Source organism: Pseudomonas sp. BP8 (assembly GCF_017875955.1).
Classification (GTDB): Bacteria; Pseudomonadota; Gammaproteobacteria; order Pseudomonadales; family Pseudomonadaceae; genus Aquipseudomonas.
In genome coordinates this window covers 4,531,956-4,547,628 of the sequence record NZ_JAGINK010000001.1, presented here as the reverse complement: position 1 = coordinate 4,547,628, position 15,673 = coordinate 4,531,956, and the positions used below count along the sequence as shown (strand labels likewise).

Annotated in this window: 9 protein-coding genes; 4 read left to right on the top strand and 5 right to left on the bottom strand. The window is 64.8% G+C overall.

What is annotated here, in order from left to right:
- Positions 1–6 precede the first annotated feature (6 nt).
- The 4 genes from J3B00_RS19905 to J3B00_RS19890 are packed head-to-tail and all read right to left on the bottom strand — an operon-like array spanning position 7 to position 5,560.
- Positions 7–1,956: an acetyl/propionyl/methylcrotonyl-CoA carboxylase subunit alpha gene (locus tag J3B00_RS19905; protein WP_209870728.1), complete on the bottom strand. Its 1,950-nt coding sequence runs from the start codon at positions 1,954–1,956 to the stop codon at positions 7–9.
- Complete coding sequence (locus J3B00_RS19900) at positions 1,953–2,765, bottom strand: gamma-carboxygeranoyl-CoA hydratase (protein WP_209870723.1); 813 nt, start codon at positions 2,763–2,765, stop codon at positions 1,953–1,955. The genes J3B00_RS19905 and J3B00_RS19900 overlap by 4 nt, the downstream gene beginning before the upstream one ends.
- Before the next feature lie 4 nt (positions 2,766–2,769).
- Complete coding sequence (locus J3B00_RS19895; protein ID WP_209870720.1) at positions 2,770–4,377, bottom strand: carboxyl transferase domain-containing protein; 1,608 nt, start codon at positions 4,375–4,377, stop codon at positions 2,770–2,772.
- A gap of 19 nt (positions 4,378–4,396) precedes the next feature.
- Positions 4,397–5,560 (bottom strand): isovaleryl-CoA dehydrogenase, encoded by a 1,164-nt coding sequence (locus J3B00_RS19890; protein ID WP_209870717.1) that lies wholly within the window; start codon positions 5,558–5,560, stop codon positions 4,397–4,399.
- 321 nt (positions 5,561–5,881) lie between these two features.
- Here J3B00_RS19890 and J3B00_RS19885 point away from each other — a divergent pair, with 321 nt between their 5' ends.
- Positions 5,882–7,564 carry an AMP-binding protein gene (locus J3B00_RS19885; RefSeq protein WP_209870714.1) on the top strand — a complete coding sequence of 561 codons (1,683 nt, stop codon included), beginning with the start codon at positions 5,882–5,884 and terminating at the stop codon, positions 7,562–7,564.
- Positions 7,565–7,730: 166 nt separating this feature from the next.
- On the opposite strand, the gene J3B00_RS19880 is transcribed toward J3B00_RS19885, so the two are convergent.
- Positions 7,731–7,892, bottom strand: a complete 162-nt coding sequence (locus J3B00_RS19880) for a hypothetical protein (protein WP_162838450.1) — start codon at positions 7,890–7,892, stop codon at positions 7,731–7,733.
- A 139-nt stretch (positions 7,893–8,031) separates the two neighbouring features.
- Here J3B00_RS19880 and J3B00_RS19875 point away from each other — a divergent pair, with 139 nt between their 5' ends.
- The 3 genes from J3B00_RS19875 to glgB are packed head-to-tail and all read left to right on the top strand — an operon-like array spanning position 8,032 to position 15,614.
- On the top strand, positions 8,032–10,050 hold the full coding sequence (locus J3B00_RS19875; RefSeq protein WP_209870711.1) for an alpha-1,4-glucan--maltose-1-phosphate maltosyltransferase: 2,019 nt from the start codon (positions 8,032–8,034) through the stop codon (positions 10,048–10,050).
- Positions 10,051–10,091: 41 nt separating this feature from the next.
- Entirely contained in the window at positions 10,092–13,403 is a 3,312-nt protein-coding gene (gene treS, locus J3B00_RS19870; RefSeq protein WP_209870707.1) for a maltose alpha-D-glucosyltransferase, read from the top strand.
- Positions 13,404–15,614, top strand: coding sequence for a 1,4-alpha-glucan branching protein GlgB (glgB, locus tag J3B00_RS19865; RefSeq protein WP_209870704.1), 2,211 nt, complete (start codon positions 13,404–13,406; stop codon positions 15,612–15,614).
- Positions 15,615–15,673: the final 59 nt, after the last annotated feature.

Genomic DNA, 15,673 nt, shown 5'->3' with positions numbered 1-15,673 from the left:
CAGGCGCTATTCGACCTCAACCAGCACCGTCCCTTCACTGACCATGTCCCCCTCCTGACAGAACACCGCCTGTACTGTCCCGGCCTCGGGTGCGCGAATGCTGTGCTCCATCTTCATCGCTTCGAGCACCACCAGCGCAGTCCCGGCCTCGACCACCTGCCCAGGGGCCACCAGCACCCGCACGATACTGCCGTTCATGGGTGCACTCAGCCCGCCCTGATGGCCATGACTGGCCTGTGCCTGGCCAATGGCGTCGAATGCGCTCACCGCATGAGTGTCGCCGCCCCAACGCAGGTACAGCGTTTCGCCCCGGCGCACCGCCAGGTGCCGACGGCGCATGCCATCAAGGTCGACACACAGTTGTTCACCCTCAAGCCGCAGCGGTGACGGCGCACTGCGCTCAAGCGCCACCGCCTGATCGTGTCCGCCACTGTGCAGGTGCAGGCTGCTCCGCGCCGGCAGCCCCAGCCGCAAGCCTTCACGCGCCGCCCACGGCGAGCCCGGATCATCCTCACGTACCCGCGCCGGCTGGCTCTGCAACCAGGCCTCGGCGGCGGCCTGCCAGAAGTCGGCCGGCAACTCGCCAGGCACGGGCAGCAACTGCGCCTGATGCCGCGGAATAAACCCGGTATCGAGCTCGGCCGCAGCAAACGCCGGGTGCGCCAGGATCCGCCGGAGGAAGGCGATGTTGCTCTTCACGCCGCCAATGGCAAACTCATCGAGCATCGCCAGCAAGCGCAACCGGGCCTGCTCGCGATCCTCGCCCCAGGCGATCAGCTTGCCCAGCATCGGGTCGTAGAACGGCGACACGCTGTCGCCCTCGCTGACCCCGCTGTCGATCCGCCGGCCTTCGCCAGGCGTCGACTCGCGGTACAGCTCCAGGCGGCCGGTGGCCGGCAAGAACTCATTGGCCGGATCTTCGGCGTACAGCCGCACTTCAATGGCATGGCCCAGCAACGGCACCTGCGCCTGGTTGATCGGCAGCGGCTCGCCGCGCGCCACGCGAATCTGCCAGGCGACCAGGTCGAGGCCGGTGATCGCTTCGGTGACCGGGTGTTCTACTTGCAGGCGGGTATTCATCTCCATGAAGAAGAACTCGCCGCACGCATCCAGCAAAAACTCCACCGTGCCGGCACCGACATAGCCGATGGCCTGGGCCGCGCGCACTGCTGCCTCACCCATGGCCTGGCGCAGCTGCGGCGAGAGCCCTGGCGCCGGCGCTTCCTCGACCACCTTCTGGTGGCGGCGCTGGATCGAGCAATCGCGTTCATTGAGGTACAGGCAGTTGCCATGCTGGTCGGCAAACACCTGGATTTCCACATGGCGCGGCTTGAGTACGTACTTTTCCACCAGCATTCGCGCATCGCCAAACGACGACTGCGCTTCACGTTGCGCCGAGGCGAGGGCGTCGGCCAGTTGGCTCTCGTCCTCGACCACTTTCATGCCCTTGCCGCCGCCACCGGCACTGGCCTTGAGCAATACCGGGTAACCGATGCGCTCGGCGGCGGCGCGGAAGGTCTCCAGGTCCTGGGCGGCGCCGTGGTAGCCGGGCACCAGCGGCACGCCGGCGGTTTCCATCAGGGCCTTGGCCGCTGACTTGCTGCCCATGGCGTCGATGGCGCTGGCTGGCGGGCCGAGGAAGATCAGCCCGGCAGCTTCAATGGCACGGGCAAACCCGGCGTTCTCCGATAAAAAGCCATAGCCGGGATGGATGGCCTGGGCGCCGCTGGCCGTGGCCGCTGCCAGCAGCTTGGCGATGTCCAGATAGCTCTCGGCCGCCTTGCTGCCGCCCAGGTCGACGCGCACATCGGCCTCGCGTGCATGGCGGGCGTCGCGGTCGATGGCGCTGTGCACGGCGACCGTGGTCAGTCCCATGGCCTTGGCCGTACGCATGACCCGGCAGGCGATTTCACCGCGGTTGGCGACCAGCAAGGTGGTCAGCGGGGGAGTGCTCATGGGCGCGGTTCCTTATCAAAGTCTTGCCAGGCGGGGCGGCGCTTCTCGAGAAAGGCACGCAAGCCTTCCTGGCCTTCCGGGCTGACGCGGATGCGGGCGATGCTGTTTTCGCAGTAACGGCGCACGGCGGCGGTCAGCTCGCCATGGCCGACTTCGCGCAGCAGCTCCTTGCTGGCGCGCAGGGCTTGCGGGCTGTTGAGCAACAGGTTGTCGATCCAGGCCTCGACTTGTTGCTCGAGCTCGGCGGCCGGGTAGGCCTCGGCGAGCAGGCCCAACTCCCGCGCGCGCAGGCCGCTGAAGCGCTCGGCGGTCAGCGCATAGCGGCGGGCGGCGCGCTCGCCGATGGCTTTGACCACGAATGGGCTGATCACCGCCGGGGCCAGACCGATACGCACTTCCGACAGGCACAGCTGAGCGTCTTCGCTGCCAATGGCCATGTCGCAGCAACTGATCAGGCCCAGGGCGCCACCAAAGGCTGCGCCTTGCACCACCGCCAGGGTCGGCACCTTCAGACCGTGCAGGTTGTACATCAGCTCGCCCAGCTCGTGGGCGTCGTCCAGGTTGGTGTTGAAGTCCAGCTGCGCCGACTGCTGCATCCAGGCCAGGTCGGCGCCGGCGCTGAAGTGCCGGCCGCGGCCGCGCAGCAGGACAAAACGCAGGCTGGGGTCGGCCGCGAGCTGGTCGATGGCGACGATCAGCTCGCGAATCATTGCGGCGTTGAAGGCGTTGTTCTTGTCTGCGCGGTTCAGCCACAAGGTGGCGAAACCGCGAGGGTCCCTGATCAGTTCAAGGGTGCTGAAATCGTTCATGGGGTCACATCCGGAAGATGCCGAAGCGGCTCTGTTCGATCGGGGCGTTCAACGCGGCAGACAACGCCAGGCCGAGCACGTCGCGGGTTTGTGCCGGGTCGATGACGCCGTCGTCCCACAGCCTGGCGCTGGAGTAGTAGGGGTGACCCTGGCGCTCGTACTGATCAAGGATCGGCTGCTTGAGCCGGGCTTCGTCATCGCTGCTGAACACCTGGCCGCTGCGCTCGCTCTGCTCACGCTTGACCTGCGCCAGCACCCCGGCCGCCTGTTCGGCGCCCATCACGCCAATCCGCGCGTTGGGCCACATCCACAAGAAGCGCGGGTCGTAGGCGCGGCCGCACATGCCGTAGTTGCCAGCGCCGAAGCTGCCGCCGATGATCACGGTGAACTTTGGCACCTGGGCACAGGCGACCGCGGTGACCAGCTTGGCGCCGTGCTTGGCGATACCGCCTTCTTCGTACTTTTTGCCGACCATGAAGCCGGTGATGTTCTGCAGGAACAGCAACGGAATGCCGCGCTGGCAGGCCAGTTCGATAAAGTGCGCGCCTTTTTGCGCAGCCTCGGCGAAGAGGATGCCGTTGTTGCCCAGGATCGCCACCGGGTAACCGTGCAGGTGGGCGAAGCCGCACACCAGGGTGGTGCCGAACAGCGCCTTGAACTCATCGAACTGCGAGCCATCGACCAGGCGCGCGATCACCTCGCGCACGTCGAACGGCTGCTTGGCGTCGGCCGGTACCACGCCGTACAGCTCCTCGACGGGGTACAGCGGCATCGCCGCGGGCTGGCGTTGCAGGGTGCCGAGCTTGCGCCAGTTGAGGTTGGCCACGCTGCGCCGGGCCAGGGCCAGGGCATGCTCGTCGTTGTCGGCATAGTGGTCGGCGACGCCGCTGGTGCGGCAATGCACGTCGGCACCGCCGAGCTCCTCGGCGCTGACCACTTCACCGGTGGCGGCCTTCACCAGCGGCGGCCCGGCAAGAAAGATGGTCGCCTGCTGACGGACCATGATCGCTTCGTCGGCCATGGCCGGCACGTAGGCGCCGCCGGCGGTGCACGAGCCCATCACCACGGCGATCTGCGGGATACCCAAGGCGCTCATGTTGGCCTGGTTGAAGAAGATCCGGCCGAAGTGCTCGCGGTCGGGGAACACTTCATCCTGGCGCGGCAGGTTGGCGCCGCCGGAGTCCACCAGGTAGATGCACGGCAGCCGGTTCTGCAGGGCGATGGTCTGTGCACGCAGGTGTTTTTTCACTGTCAGCGGGTAGTAGGAGCCGCCTTTGACCGTGGCATCGTTGGCCACGATCATGCACTCGACGCCCTCGACCCGGCCGATACCGGCGATCACGCCTGCGGCGGGCACGTCTTCGCCATACACCTCATGGGCGGCCAGCTGGCCGATTTCAAGAAACGCCGAGCCTGGGTCGAGCAGGCGGTCGATGCGCTCGCGCGGCAGCAGCTTGCCGCGCGAGGTGTGCCGCTCCTGAGCCTTCGCGCCGCCGCCCTGGCTGACCTGGGCGAGCAGGCTGCGCAGGGCCTGGACTTGTTCGAGCATGGCCGCGTCATTGGCGGCGAACTCGGCCGAGCGTGGGTTGATCTGGGTATGCAGGATAGCCATTGGCGCCCGTTCCTTGTGCTCAGCGGGTTTCGTTGAACAGTTCGCGGCCGATCAGCATCCGGCGAATTTCGCTGGTACCGGCGCCGATCTCGTAGAGCTTGGCGTCGCGCAACAGGCGGCCCGCCGGGAACTCGTTGATGTAGCCGTTGCCGCCGAGAATCTGGATCGCCTCGAGGGCCATCTGGGTGGCGCGCTCGGCGCTGTAGAGAATTACCCCGGCGGCGTCCTTGCGCGTGGTCTCGCCACGGTCGCAGGCCTGCGCCACGGCATACAGATAGGCGCGGCTGGCATTGAGCTGGGTGTACATGTCGGCGATCTTGCCCTGGATCAGCTGGAACTCGCCGATGCTCTGGCCGAACTGCTTACGGTCGTGAATGTAGGGCACCACCAGGTCCATGCACGCTTGCATGATCCCGGTCGGGCCACCGGCGAGCACCACCCGCTCGTAGTCCAGCCCGCTCATCAGGACCCGCACGCCGCCATTGAGCTGGCCGAGAATGTTCTCTTCGGGCACTTCGACGTCATCGAAAAACAGCTCGCAGGTGTTCGAGCCGCGCATGCCCAGCTTGTCGAACTTGTTGCTGCGGCTGAAGCCCTTCCAGTCACGCTCGACGATGAACGCCGTGATGCCATGCGCGCCCTTGTCCAGGTCGGTCTTGGCGTAGATCACGTAGGTGTTGGCGTCGGGGCCGTTGGTGATCCAGGTCTTGCTGCCGTTGAGCACGTAGCGGTCGCCGCGTTTTTCCGCGCGCAGTTTCATCGACACCACGTCGGAACCGGCGTTGGGCTCGCTCATGGCGAGTGCGCCGATGTGCTCGCCGCTGATCAGCTTGGGCAGGTACTTGAGCTTCTGTTCATGGCTGCCATTGCGGTTGATCTGGTTCACGCACAGGTTGGAGTGCGCGCCGTAGGAGAGCGCGACCGAGGCCGAGCCACGGCTGATTTCTTCCATCGCCACCACATGCGCCAAGTAACCGAGGCCAGCGCCGCCGTATGCTTCGGCGACGGTAACGCCGAGCAGGCCCATGTCACCGAACTTGCGCCACATGTCGGCGGGGAACAGGTTGTCCTGGTCGATCTGCGCGGCGCGCGGGGCCAGTTCGGCAGCGACGAAGGTGCGCACCTGGTCGCGGAGCATGTCGATGGTTTCGCCCAAAGCGAAGTTCAGGGAGGGGTAATGCATGCGGGGGCACCTTGTTGTTCTTGAAATTGGACTACACCGTAGCTCATGGCAACACCGCCTTCCCTGTAAGAGCGGGCTTGCCCCGCGAAGGCGTCAGGTCAGACATTTCCGTCAGCCGTGCCTACGCCTTCGCGGGGCAAGCCCGCTCCTACAGGGGTAGTGGTGTGCCGTGAGCCGATGCGCTCATCACCTTTACGTTAACGTAAACCTGCCTCTGGGCACTGTCAATCCATGCATCACCTTTACGTTAACGTTAATCTGCGCCAGAGTATCCGTCGCGTATTGCAGTCATGCCCAGAACAATCACAAGAAGGGATACTCATGAGCCAACCCAGTTACACCCGAGGCCCCCAGGACAAGCCTTTGCTCGAGCAGACCATCGGCCAGGCCTTTGATGCCACGGTGGCCCGCTGCGCCGCCGGCGAGGCATTGGTCGTGCGTCACCAGGGCTTGCGCTACACCTGGCAACAACTGGCCGACGAGGTCGACCGGCATGCCCGCGCCCTGATGGCCTTGGGTATCGACACGGGTGACCGGGTCGGTATCTGGGCGCCCAATTGCGCCCAGTGGTGCATCCTGCAGTTGGCCAGCGCCAAGGTGGGCAGCATCCTCGTCAACCTCAACCCGGCCTACCGGGTCGCCGAGCTCGACTACGTGCTGCGCCAGTCGGGCTGCCGCTGGCTGGTCTGTGCCGATGCGTTCAAGACCTCCGACTACCACGCCATGCTGATCGAGCTGGTGCCCGCCTTGGCCGAGCAGGCGCCCGGCAGTTGGGCCAGCGCCACCTTGCCCGAGCTGCGCGGCGTAATCAGCTTGGCCGAGCAGCCGCCTGTCGGCTTCCTGGCGTGGCAGCAACTGGCCGAGCGGGCCGGGCAGACCGACCCGGCGGCTTACCTTGCGCGTCAGCGCAGCCTGCAGTTCGACCAGCCGGTGAACATCCAGTACACCTCCGGCACCACCGGTGCGCCCAAGGGCGCCACGCTCAGCCACTACAACATCCTCAACAACGGCTGGATGGTCGGCGAGAGCCTCGGCCTGACCGAGCGCGACCGCATGGTGATCCCGGTGCCGCTGTACCACTGCTTCGGCATGGTCATGGCCAACCTCGGCTGCATCACCCATGGCAGCACGATGGTCTACCCCAACGACGCCTTCGACCCCGAGCTGACCCTGCGTGCGGTGGCCGAGGAGCGCGCGAGCCTGCTGTATGGCGTGCCGACCATGTTCATCGCCATGCTCGACCACCCCGCACGCAACGGCCTCGACCTGTCGAGCCTGCGCAGCGGCATCATGGCCGGCGCGACCTGCCCGATCGAAGTCATGCGCCGGGTTATCGCCCAGTTGCACATGGCCCAGGTGCAGATTGCCTACGGCATGACCGAGACCAGCCCGGTGTCGCTGCAGACCGGGCCTGATGATGCGCTGGAACTGCGCGTGACCACGGTCGGTCGCACCCAGCCGCAGCTGGAAACCAAGCTGGTGGACGCGCAGGGCTGCATCGTCCCGCGGGGTGAGATCGGCGAGTTGTGCACGCGTGGTTACAGCGTGATGCTGGGTTACTGGGACAACCCGCAGGCGACGCTCGAGGCCATCGACCCGGCGCGCTGGATGCACAGCGGCGACCTGGCGGTGATGGACGAGCAGGGCTATGTGCGGATTGTCGGGCGGAACAAGGACATGATCATTCGCGGTGGTGAGAATATCTATCCGCGTGAGCTGGAGGAGTTTTTCTATACCCATCCGGCGGTGGCCGATGCGCAGGTGATCGGCATTCCGTGCAGCAGGTACGGCGAAGAGATTGTGGCCTGGATCAAACTGCACCCCGGGCACAGCGCCACGGTCGAGGAACTGCAGGGTTGGTGCAAGGCACGCATCGCACACTTCAAGGTGCCGCGGCATATCCGCTTCGTTGACGAATACCCTATGACGGTGACGGGCAAGGTGCAGAAGTTCCGCATGCGGGAGATCAGTAGCGAAGAGCTTGGTGGGAGGGGAGGGTGTTGACTGGTGTCATTTGGGGTGGGGGCTGATGGATGCTTTCGCCCTTACGGCCATGCCTTTCAAGGTCTTTGAGATATTCGTCTGGCTTGAGTAAGCCGGGGCTGCAAAGCAGCCCCAACATTCTCCAGCCATGTGCAATTCCAAAAGGCCGGCGATTCCTTGTCTATCCTTAGGCCTTCACCGGCGGCTCCTGACTAGGCGGGTCGCCCACGGTCGGCGGCATGGTCGGCTTGATCGGCAACTCGTCCGGGTCTTCTTCCGGCACGGGTGGCGGCAGGCTCGGGTCATCGATGTTCGGATCGGGTGTCTCCGGTGGAATGGGAATGTTCATGGCCTGACCTCGCTGGGGTGTTGAGAGGGTGGTAGTGGCTTTGATCAGGGTCCGCGCCATTCGCTCAATTTATTTGAACCCCTCGCGTCGCTCACGGCTCTGAACCCTTACCGCCACAAGCCAACAGGGAGCAGGTCCGATGTCTCGTAACGAGCCCTTCGAAAGCGTACCCATGGCCAATGACCACCCGGACCAGGTCGTCAGCCTGTCCCAGGCGCTGTTGGCGCCGCGCCTGGTGATCGAAGACACCATGCCGGTGCTCGACGGCGGCACCTTCGCCGCCAAGGCCGTCAGCGGCCAGCCGGTGCAGGTCACCAGCAAGGTCTACAGCGACGGCCACGACCAGTTGATGGTGGTCCTGCATTGGCGTCAGGCCCGCAGCCCGCACTGGCATGCGCTGCCCATGGTGGCCGAGGGCAATGACTTGTGGCGGGCTGAGTTCACCCCCGTCGAGCTGGGCCTGCACCTGTTCAGCATCGAAGCCTGGATCGACCCGTTCGCCACCTACTGCTACGACCTGGAGAAGAAGTTCAGCGCCGGCGTCGAGGTCAAGCTCGAGTTGGAGGAGGGGCGCCTGCTGCTGGGCAAAGGCGCAGAACGCAGCACAGGCCCGCTGCGTGAACAGATCCTGGCCCTTCAGGCGCGGCTGCCCGAGCTTGCCCAGGATGACCAGGTAGCCTTGCTGCTCGAGGCCGACACCGCGCGCCTGATGACCGAGGCCGAGCACCGCAGCTACCTCACCCGCAGCAACGAATTTCCCCTTGATGTCGACCGCCCGGCCGCGCAGTTTGCCAGCTGGTATGAGTTGTTCCCGCGCTCGATCACTGACGACCCCGCGCGCCACGGCACCTTCAATGACGTCCACCAGCGTCTGCCGATGATCCGCGACATGGGCTTTGATGTGCTGTACTTCCCGCCCATCCACCCGATCGGCAAGCAGCACCGCAAAGGCCGCAACAACGCCTTGCAGGCCGGCCCCGATGACCCGGGCAGCCCCTACGCCATCGGCAGCCATGAAGGCGGCCACGACGCGATCCATCCGCAACTGGGCAGCCGCGAGGATTTCCGTCGACTGGTAGCCGCAGCGGCCGAGCACGGCCTGGAGATCGCCCTCGACTTCGCCATCCAGTGCTCGCAAGACCATCCCTGGCTGGTCGAACACCCCGGCTGGTTCAGCTGGCGCCCCGACGGCAGTATCCGCTATGCCGAGAATCCGCCGAAAAAATACCAGGACATCGTCAACGTCGATTTCTATGCCGCCGACGCCGTGCCCTCGCTGTGGCTGGCGCTGCGTGACGTGGTGGTGGGCTGGGTCGAAGAGGGCGTGAACACCTTCCGCGTCGACAACCCGCACACCAAGCCGCTGCCGTTCTGGCAATGGCTGATCGCCAATGTGCGCAGCCAGCACCCGGAAGTGATCTTTCTTGCCGAGGCCTTCACCAAGCCGGCGATGATGGCCCGGCTGGGCAAGGTCGGCTATGCCCAGAGCTACACCTACTTCACCTGGCGCAACACCAAGCAGGAGCTGCGCGAGTACTTCGAAGAACTCAACCAGCCGCCGTGGAGCCAGTGCTACCGGCCCAACTTCTTCGTCAACACCCCAGACATCAACCCGTTTTTCCTGCAGCGCTCCGGGCGCGCCGGTTTTCTCATCCGCGCCGCGCTGGCGACCATGGGCTCGGGCCTGTGGGGCATGTATTCAGGCTTTGAACTGTGCGAAGGGGCGGCGATTCCGGGCAAGGAGGAGTATCTCGACTCGGAAAAGTACGAGATTCGCCCGCGCGATTTCACGGCCCCCGGCAACATCGTTGCCGAGATCGCCCAGCTCAACCGCATCCGCCGGCAGAACCGCGCCCTGCAGACCCACCTGGGCGTAGCGTTCTTCAACTGCTGGAACGACAACATCCTGTATTTCGCCAAGCGCACGCGTGAGCGCGACAACTACATCCTGGTCGCCATCAGCCTCGATCCGCACAACGTGCAGGAAGCGAGCTTTGAACTGCCGCTGTGGGAGCTGGGCCTGGATGACGATGCCGATACCCTCGGCGAAGACCTGATGAACGGCCATCGCTGGACCTGGCACGGCAAGACCCAGTGGATGCGCATCGACCCCGCTTACCAGCCGTTTGGCATCTGGCGCATCGAAAAAGCCCACTAAACCTCGTTGCGCCAACCCAGAAAACTTGAAAGGAGTCGCATATGGCCAAGCGTTCCCGCCCGGCAGCTTTCATCGATGACCCGCTGTGGTACAAGGACGCGGTGATCTATCAGTTGCACATCAAGTCCTTCTTCGATTCCAACAATGACGGCATCGGTGATTTCGCCGGCCTGATCAGCAAGCTCGACTACATTGCCGAGCTCGGCGTCAACACCCTCTGGCTGTTGCCGTTCTACCCCTCGCCACGCCGTGATGACGGCTACGACATCGCCGAATACAAAGCCGTGCACAGCGACTACGGCAGCATGGCCGACGCCAAGCGCTTCATCGCCGAGGCACACAAACGCGGCCTGCGGGTAATCACCGAACTGGTCATCAACCACACTTCCGACCAGCACCCGTGGTTCCAGCGTGCCCGCCATGCCAAGCGCGGCAGCAAGGCGCGGGACTTCTACGTCTGGTCGGATGACGATCAGAAATACGACGGTACGCGGATCATCTTCCTCGACACCGAGAAGTCCAACTGGACCTGGGACCCGGTCGCCGGCCAGTACTTCTGGCACCGCTTCTATTCGCACCAGCCCGACCTCAACTTCGACAACCCGCAGGTGCTCAAGGCGGTCATCGACGTCATGCGCTACTGGCTCGACATCGGTGTCGACGGCCTGCGCCTGGACGCGATCCCGTACCTGATCGAGCGCGACGGCACCAACAACGAAAACCTGCCCGAGACCCACGTGGTGCTCAAGGCGATCCGCGCCGAGATCGACGCCAACTACCCCGACCGCATGCTCCTGGCCGAAGCCAACCAATGGCCCGAAGACACCCGGCCGTATTTCGGCGAAGGCGAGGGCGACGAATGCCACATGGCCTTCCACTTCCCCCTGATGCCGCGCATGTACATGGCCCTGGCCATGGAAGACCGCTTCCCGATCACCGATATCCTGCGCCAGACCCCGGAGATCCCGGCCAACTGCCAATGGGCGATCTTCTTGCGCAACCACGATGAACTGACCCTGGAGATGGTCACCGACCGCGAGCGCGACTACCTCTGGAACTACTACGCCGAGGACCGCCGCGCGCGGATCAACCTCGGCATCCGTCGACGCCTCGCCCCCCTGTTGCAGCGCGACCGCCGCCGTATCGAGCTGCTGACCAGCCTGCTGCTGTCGATGCCGGGCACGCCAACCCTGTACTACGGCGATGAGCTGGGCATGGGCGACAACATCTACCTGGGCGACCGTGATGGCGTGCGCACGCCGATGCAGTGGTCGCCGGACCGCAACGGTGGTTTCTCCCGGGCCGACCCGCAGCGCCTGGTGCTGCCGCCGATCATGGACCCGCTGTACGGCTACCAGACGGTCAACGTCGAGGCGCAGTCGCACGACCCGCACTCGCTGCTCAACTGGAACCGCCGCTTGTTGGCGGTGCGCAACCAGCAAAAAGCGTTTGGTCGCGGCACCTTGAAAATGCTCACGCCGAGCAACCGGCGCATCCTCGCCTATATCCGCGAGTACACCGATGCCCAGGGCAATACCGAGATCATCCTCTGCGTGGCCAACGTGTCGCGTGCGGCCCAGGCTGCCGAGCTCGAGCTGTCGCAGTATGCCGACAAGGTGCCGGTAGAGATGCTCGGCGGCAGTGCATTCCCGCCCATCGGCCAGTTGCCGTTCCTGCTGACCTTGGCTCCGTACGGCTTCTACTGGTTCGTGCTGGCCGCGCGCGACCGCATGCCCAGTTGGCACATCGAGCCCAGCGAGAGCCTGCCGGAGCTGACCACGCTGGTGCTGCGCAAACGCATGGAAGAGCTGCTCGAGGCACCGGCGGTCGACACCCTGCAGGAGGCGATCCTGCCGCAATACCTGCCCAAGCGACGCTGGTTCGCCGGCAAGGAAGGGCCACTCGATCAGGTGCGCCTGCACTACGGCGTGCGCTTGGCCACGGCGACCACGCCGGTGTTGCTCAGCGAGCTGGAAGTCATCAGTGATGGTGTCGCCACGTATTACCAGTTGCCGTTCGGCTTCCTCCCCGAAGAGCAGATCAACAGCGCGCTGCCGCAGCAGTTGGCCCTGTCGCGGGTGCGCCGCGGCCGTCAGGTCGGGCTGATCACCGATGCCTTTGTGCTTGAGCCGTTCATTCGCGCGGTGCTGAGCAACTGCCAGGCTGGCACGCGCTTGCCCAGCAGCGCCGGTGAGCTGCGCTTTGAAAGCACCGAATTGCTCGCGCCGCTCGAGCTCAACGAAGACAGCGAGGTGCGCTACCTGGGCGCCGAGCAGTCCAACAGCTCGGTGGTGATCGCTGATCGGGTAGTGCTCAAACTGATTCGGCGGGTCAACCCGGGTGTCCATCCGGAGCTGGAAATGAGCGCGTTCCTGACTGCCGCCGGCTTCGCCAACATCTCGCCGTTGCTGGCCTGGGTCAGCCGCGTCGACAGCCAGGAACAGTCACACCTGCTGATGATCGCCCAGGGCTACCTGAGCAACCAGGGCGATGCCTGGGCCTGGACCCAGAACACCCTGGAGCGGGCGATCCGCGACGAAATGGAGCCCAACGGCCAGGACCTTGAAGCGCATACCGATGCGCTGGCCGAGCTCAATGGTTTTGCCGCGTTGCTCGGCCAGCGCCTGGGTGAAATGCACGTGCTGCTGGCTGCGCCGAGTGCCGACGAGTCGTTCACCCCGCGCACCAGTAACGCCGAGGACAGCCAGCGCTGGAGCCAGCAGATCAGCGCCGACCTGCACCGTGCTCTCGACCTGCTCGGCCAGCACCGCGACAGCCTCGACAGCGACAGCCAGGCCGTTATCGACGACCTCCAGCAACAACGTGACGGCCTCGCCAAACACATCGACAACCTCGCCCGGCAAGCCCAGGGTGGCCTGTTGATGCGGGTGCATGGCGACTTGCACCTGGGCCAGGTGCTGGTGGTCCAGGGCGATGCCTACCTGATCGATTTCGAAGGCGAGCCAGCGCGGCCGCTGGATGAACGGCGGGCCAAGCACAGCCCGTACAAGGATGTCAGCGGCGTGTTGCGATCCTTCGACTATGCTGCTGCGATGATCCTGCGCAGCGCCTCGGCGGTAGACCTCTCCGACGCGGCGCGCCAGGCTCGCCAGCGGGTTGCCCGGCAGTACCTGCACCAGTCGCGCCACGCCTTCGTCGAAGCCTATGGCCTGGCCACCGCCGCCATGCCCCATGCCTGGCAACAGGCCGAGGGCGAGCGCGCTGCATTGGAACTGTTCTGCCTGGAAAAAGCCGCCTACGAGATTACCTACGAAGCCGAGAACCGGCCGACGTGGCTGGCCGTGCCTTTGCATGGTTTGCATGGACTGATCAGTACCTGGGGAGAGTCATAAATGAACGCAACCACGCGTGATAACGGCGGACTTCGGCAACAGGACATCGACGCCCTGGCCCGCGCCGAGCACGCCGATCCATTTGCCGTGCTCGGCCCGCACCCGGATGGTGCGGGCGGGCTGTTCGTCCGGGCGTTTCTGCCCGGCGCGCTGAATGCCAGGCTGCTGGCACGGCATGACGGCAGCGTGCTCGTCGAAATGCAACAGGGCAGCCTGCCAGGCTTGTTCACTGCGCGGCTGGAGCGCGAGCAGGCCTATCAGCTGCAGATCAGTTGGGCGGGGGGCGAACAGGTCACCGAAGACCCCTACAGCTTTGGCCCGCAGCTCGGTGACATGGACATGTACCTGTTCGCCGAAGGCAACCACCGCGACCTGGCCGGGCGTTTTGGTGCGCAGCCGACTCAGGTTGACGGCATCGACGGCGTGCTGTTTTCGGTGTGGGCGCCGAATGCCCGGCGGGTCTCGGTGGTGGGCGGCTTCAACAATTGGGACGGCCGCCGCCACCCGATGCGCCTGCGCCATAACGCCGGGGTCTGGGAGCTGTTCGTCCCGCGCCTGGGAGTCGGTGAAGCGTACAAGTTCGAAGTGCTCGGCCGTGACGGCGTGTTGCCGCTCAAGGCCGACCCACTCGCCCGCGCCACCGAGTTGCCGCCCAGCACCGCGTCGAAGGTGGCCGGCCCACTCGAGCACCAGTGGCGCGATCAGCAGTGGATGGAGCAACGGGCCCAGCGTCACGCCTACAACGCGCCGCTGTCGATCTACGAGTTGCACATCGGCTCCTGGCGCTGCGAGCTGGATGATGGCGGTGAAGTCGCGCGCTTCTACAATTGGCGCGAGCTGGCCGAGCGCCTGGTGCCGTATGTGCAGGAGCTGGGCTTCACCCACATTGAAATGCTGCCGATCATGGAGCACCCGTTCGGCGGCTCGTGGGGCTACCAACCGTTGTCGCTGTTTGCGCCGACTTCTCGCTACGGCACGGCAGAAGACTTCGCCGCCTTCATCGATGCCTGCCACCAGGGTGGCATTGGCGTGATCCTCGACTGGGTGCCGGCGCATTTCCCTACCGATGAGCATGGCCTGGCGCGTTTCGACGGTACCGCCCTGTACGAGTACGAAAACCCCCTGGAAGGTTTCCACCAGGACTGGAACACGCTGATCTACAACCTCGGCCGCAACGAGGTGCGCGGCTTCATGCTGGCCTCGGCGCTGCACTGGCTCAAGCACTTCCACATCGATGGGCTGCGCGTCGATGCGGTGGCGTCGATGCTCTACCGTGACTATTCACGCAAGGCGGGCGAGTGGGTGCCCAACCGCCATGGCGGGCGCGAGAACCTCGAAGCGATCGACTTCCTCCGTCACCTCAATGGTGTCGTCGCCCATGAGGCGCCCGGTGCGCTGGTCATCGCCGAAGAGTCGACCGCCTGGCCCGGGGTCAGCCAGCCGACCCAGCAGGGCGGCCTGGGCTTTGACTACAAGTGGAACATGGGTTGGATGCACGACACCTTGCATTACATCCAGAGCGACCCGATTCACCGTACTCACCACCATAACGAGATGAGCTTCGGCCTGATCTATGCCTACTCCGAGCACTTCATCCTGCCGATCTCGCATGATGAGGTGGTGCACGGCAAACACTCGCTGATCGACAAGATGCCCGGTGATCGCTGGCAGAAGTTTGCCAACCTGCGTGCGTACCTGACGTTCATGTGGACTCACCCGGGCAAGAAGCTGCTGTTCATGGGCTGCGAGTTCGGCCAGTGGCGCGAGTGGAACCATGACCATCAGCTGGACTGGTACCTGTTGCAGTATTCCGAGCACCAGGGGGTGAAAACCCTGGTCAGTGATCTCAACCGGCTGTACCGCGAGCTGCCGGCACTGCATGAGCAGGATTGCCTGCCGCAGGGCTTCCAGTGGCTGATTGGCGATGACGCGCACAACAGCGTGTTTGCCTGGTTGCGCTGGAGCAGCGCTGGAGAGCCGTTGCTGGTGGTGGCCAACTTCACCCCGGTGCCGCGCCAGGGGTACCGGATTGGGGTGCCGTTTGGAGAGCGTTGGCAGGAATTGCTCAACAGTGATGCCGAGCTGTATGCCGGGTCGAATGTGGGTAACCTCGGCGCGGTAACCAGTGAGGCTATTCCTAGCCATGGGCAGCCGTTGTCGTTGGCCCTGAACCTGCCGCCGCTGGGCGTGTTGGTGATGAAACCGGCCTGATCGAGATTGGCCTGATGTGGGGCCGCAAAGCGGCCCCAGCTTCTTGACTCACCCAACAA

Bases quoted from the DNA above. Each gene is read 5' to 3' on its own strand.
- J3B00_RS19890 (WP_209870717.1), bottom strand. From the start codon at position 5,560: ATGCATTACCCCTCCCTGAACTTCGCTTTGGGCGAAACCATCGACATG.
- J3B00_RS19895 (WP_209870720.1), bottom strand. From the start codon at position 4,377: ATGGCTATCCTGCATACCCAGATCAACCCACGCTCGGCCGAGTTCGCC.
- glgB (WP_209870704.1), top strand. From the start codon at position 13,404: ATGAACGCAACCACGCGTGATAACGGCGGACTTCGGCAACAGGACATC.
- J3B00_RS19900 (WP_209870723.1), bottom strand. From the start codon at position 2,765: ATGAACGATTTCAGCACCCTTGAACTGATCAGGGACCCTCGCGGTTTC.
- J3B00_RS19905 (WP_209870728.1), bottom strand. From the start codon at position 1,956: ATGAGCACTCCCCCGCTGACCACCTTGCTGGTCGCCAACCGCGGTGAA.
- J3B00_RS19885 (WP_209870714.1), top strand. From the start codon at position 5,882: ATGAGCCAACCCAGTTACACCCGAGGCCCCCAGGACAAGCCTTTGCTC.
- J3B00_RS19875 (WP_209870711.1), top strand. From the start codon at position 8,032: ATGTCTCGTAACGAGCCCTTCGAAAGCGTACCCATGGCCAATGACCAC.
- J3B00_RS19880 (WP_162838450.1), bottom strand. From the start codon at position 7,892: ATGAACATTCCCATTCCACCGGAGACACCCGATCCGAACATCGATGAC.
- treS (WP_209870707.1), top strand. From the start codon at position 10,092: ATGGCCAAGCGTTCCCGCCCGGCAGCTTTCATCGATGACCCGCTGTGG.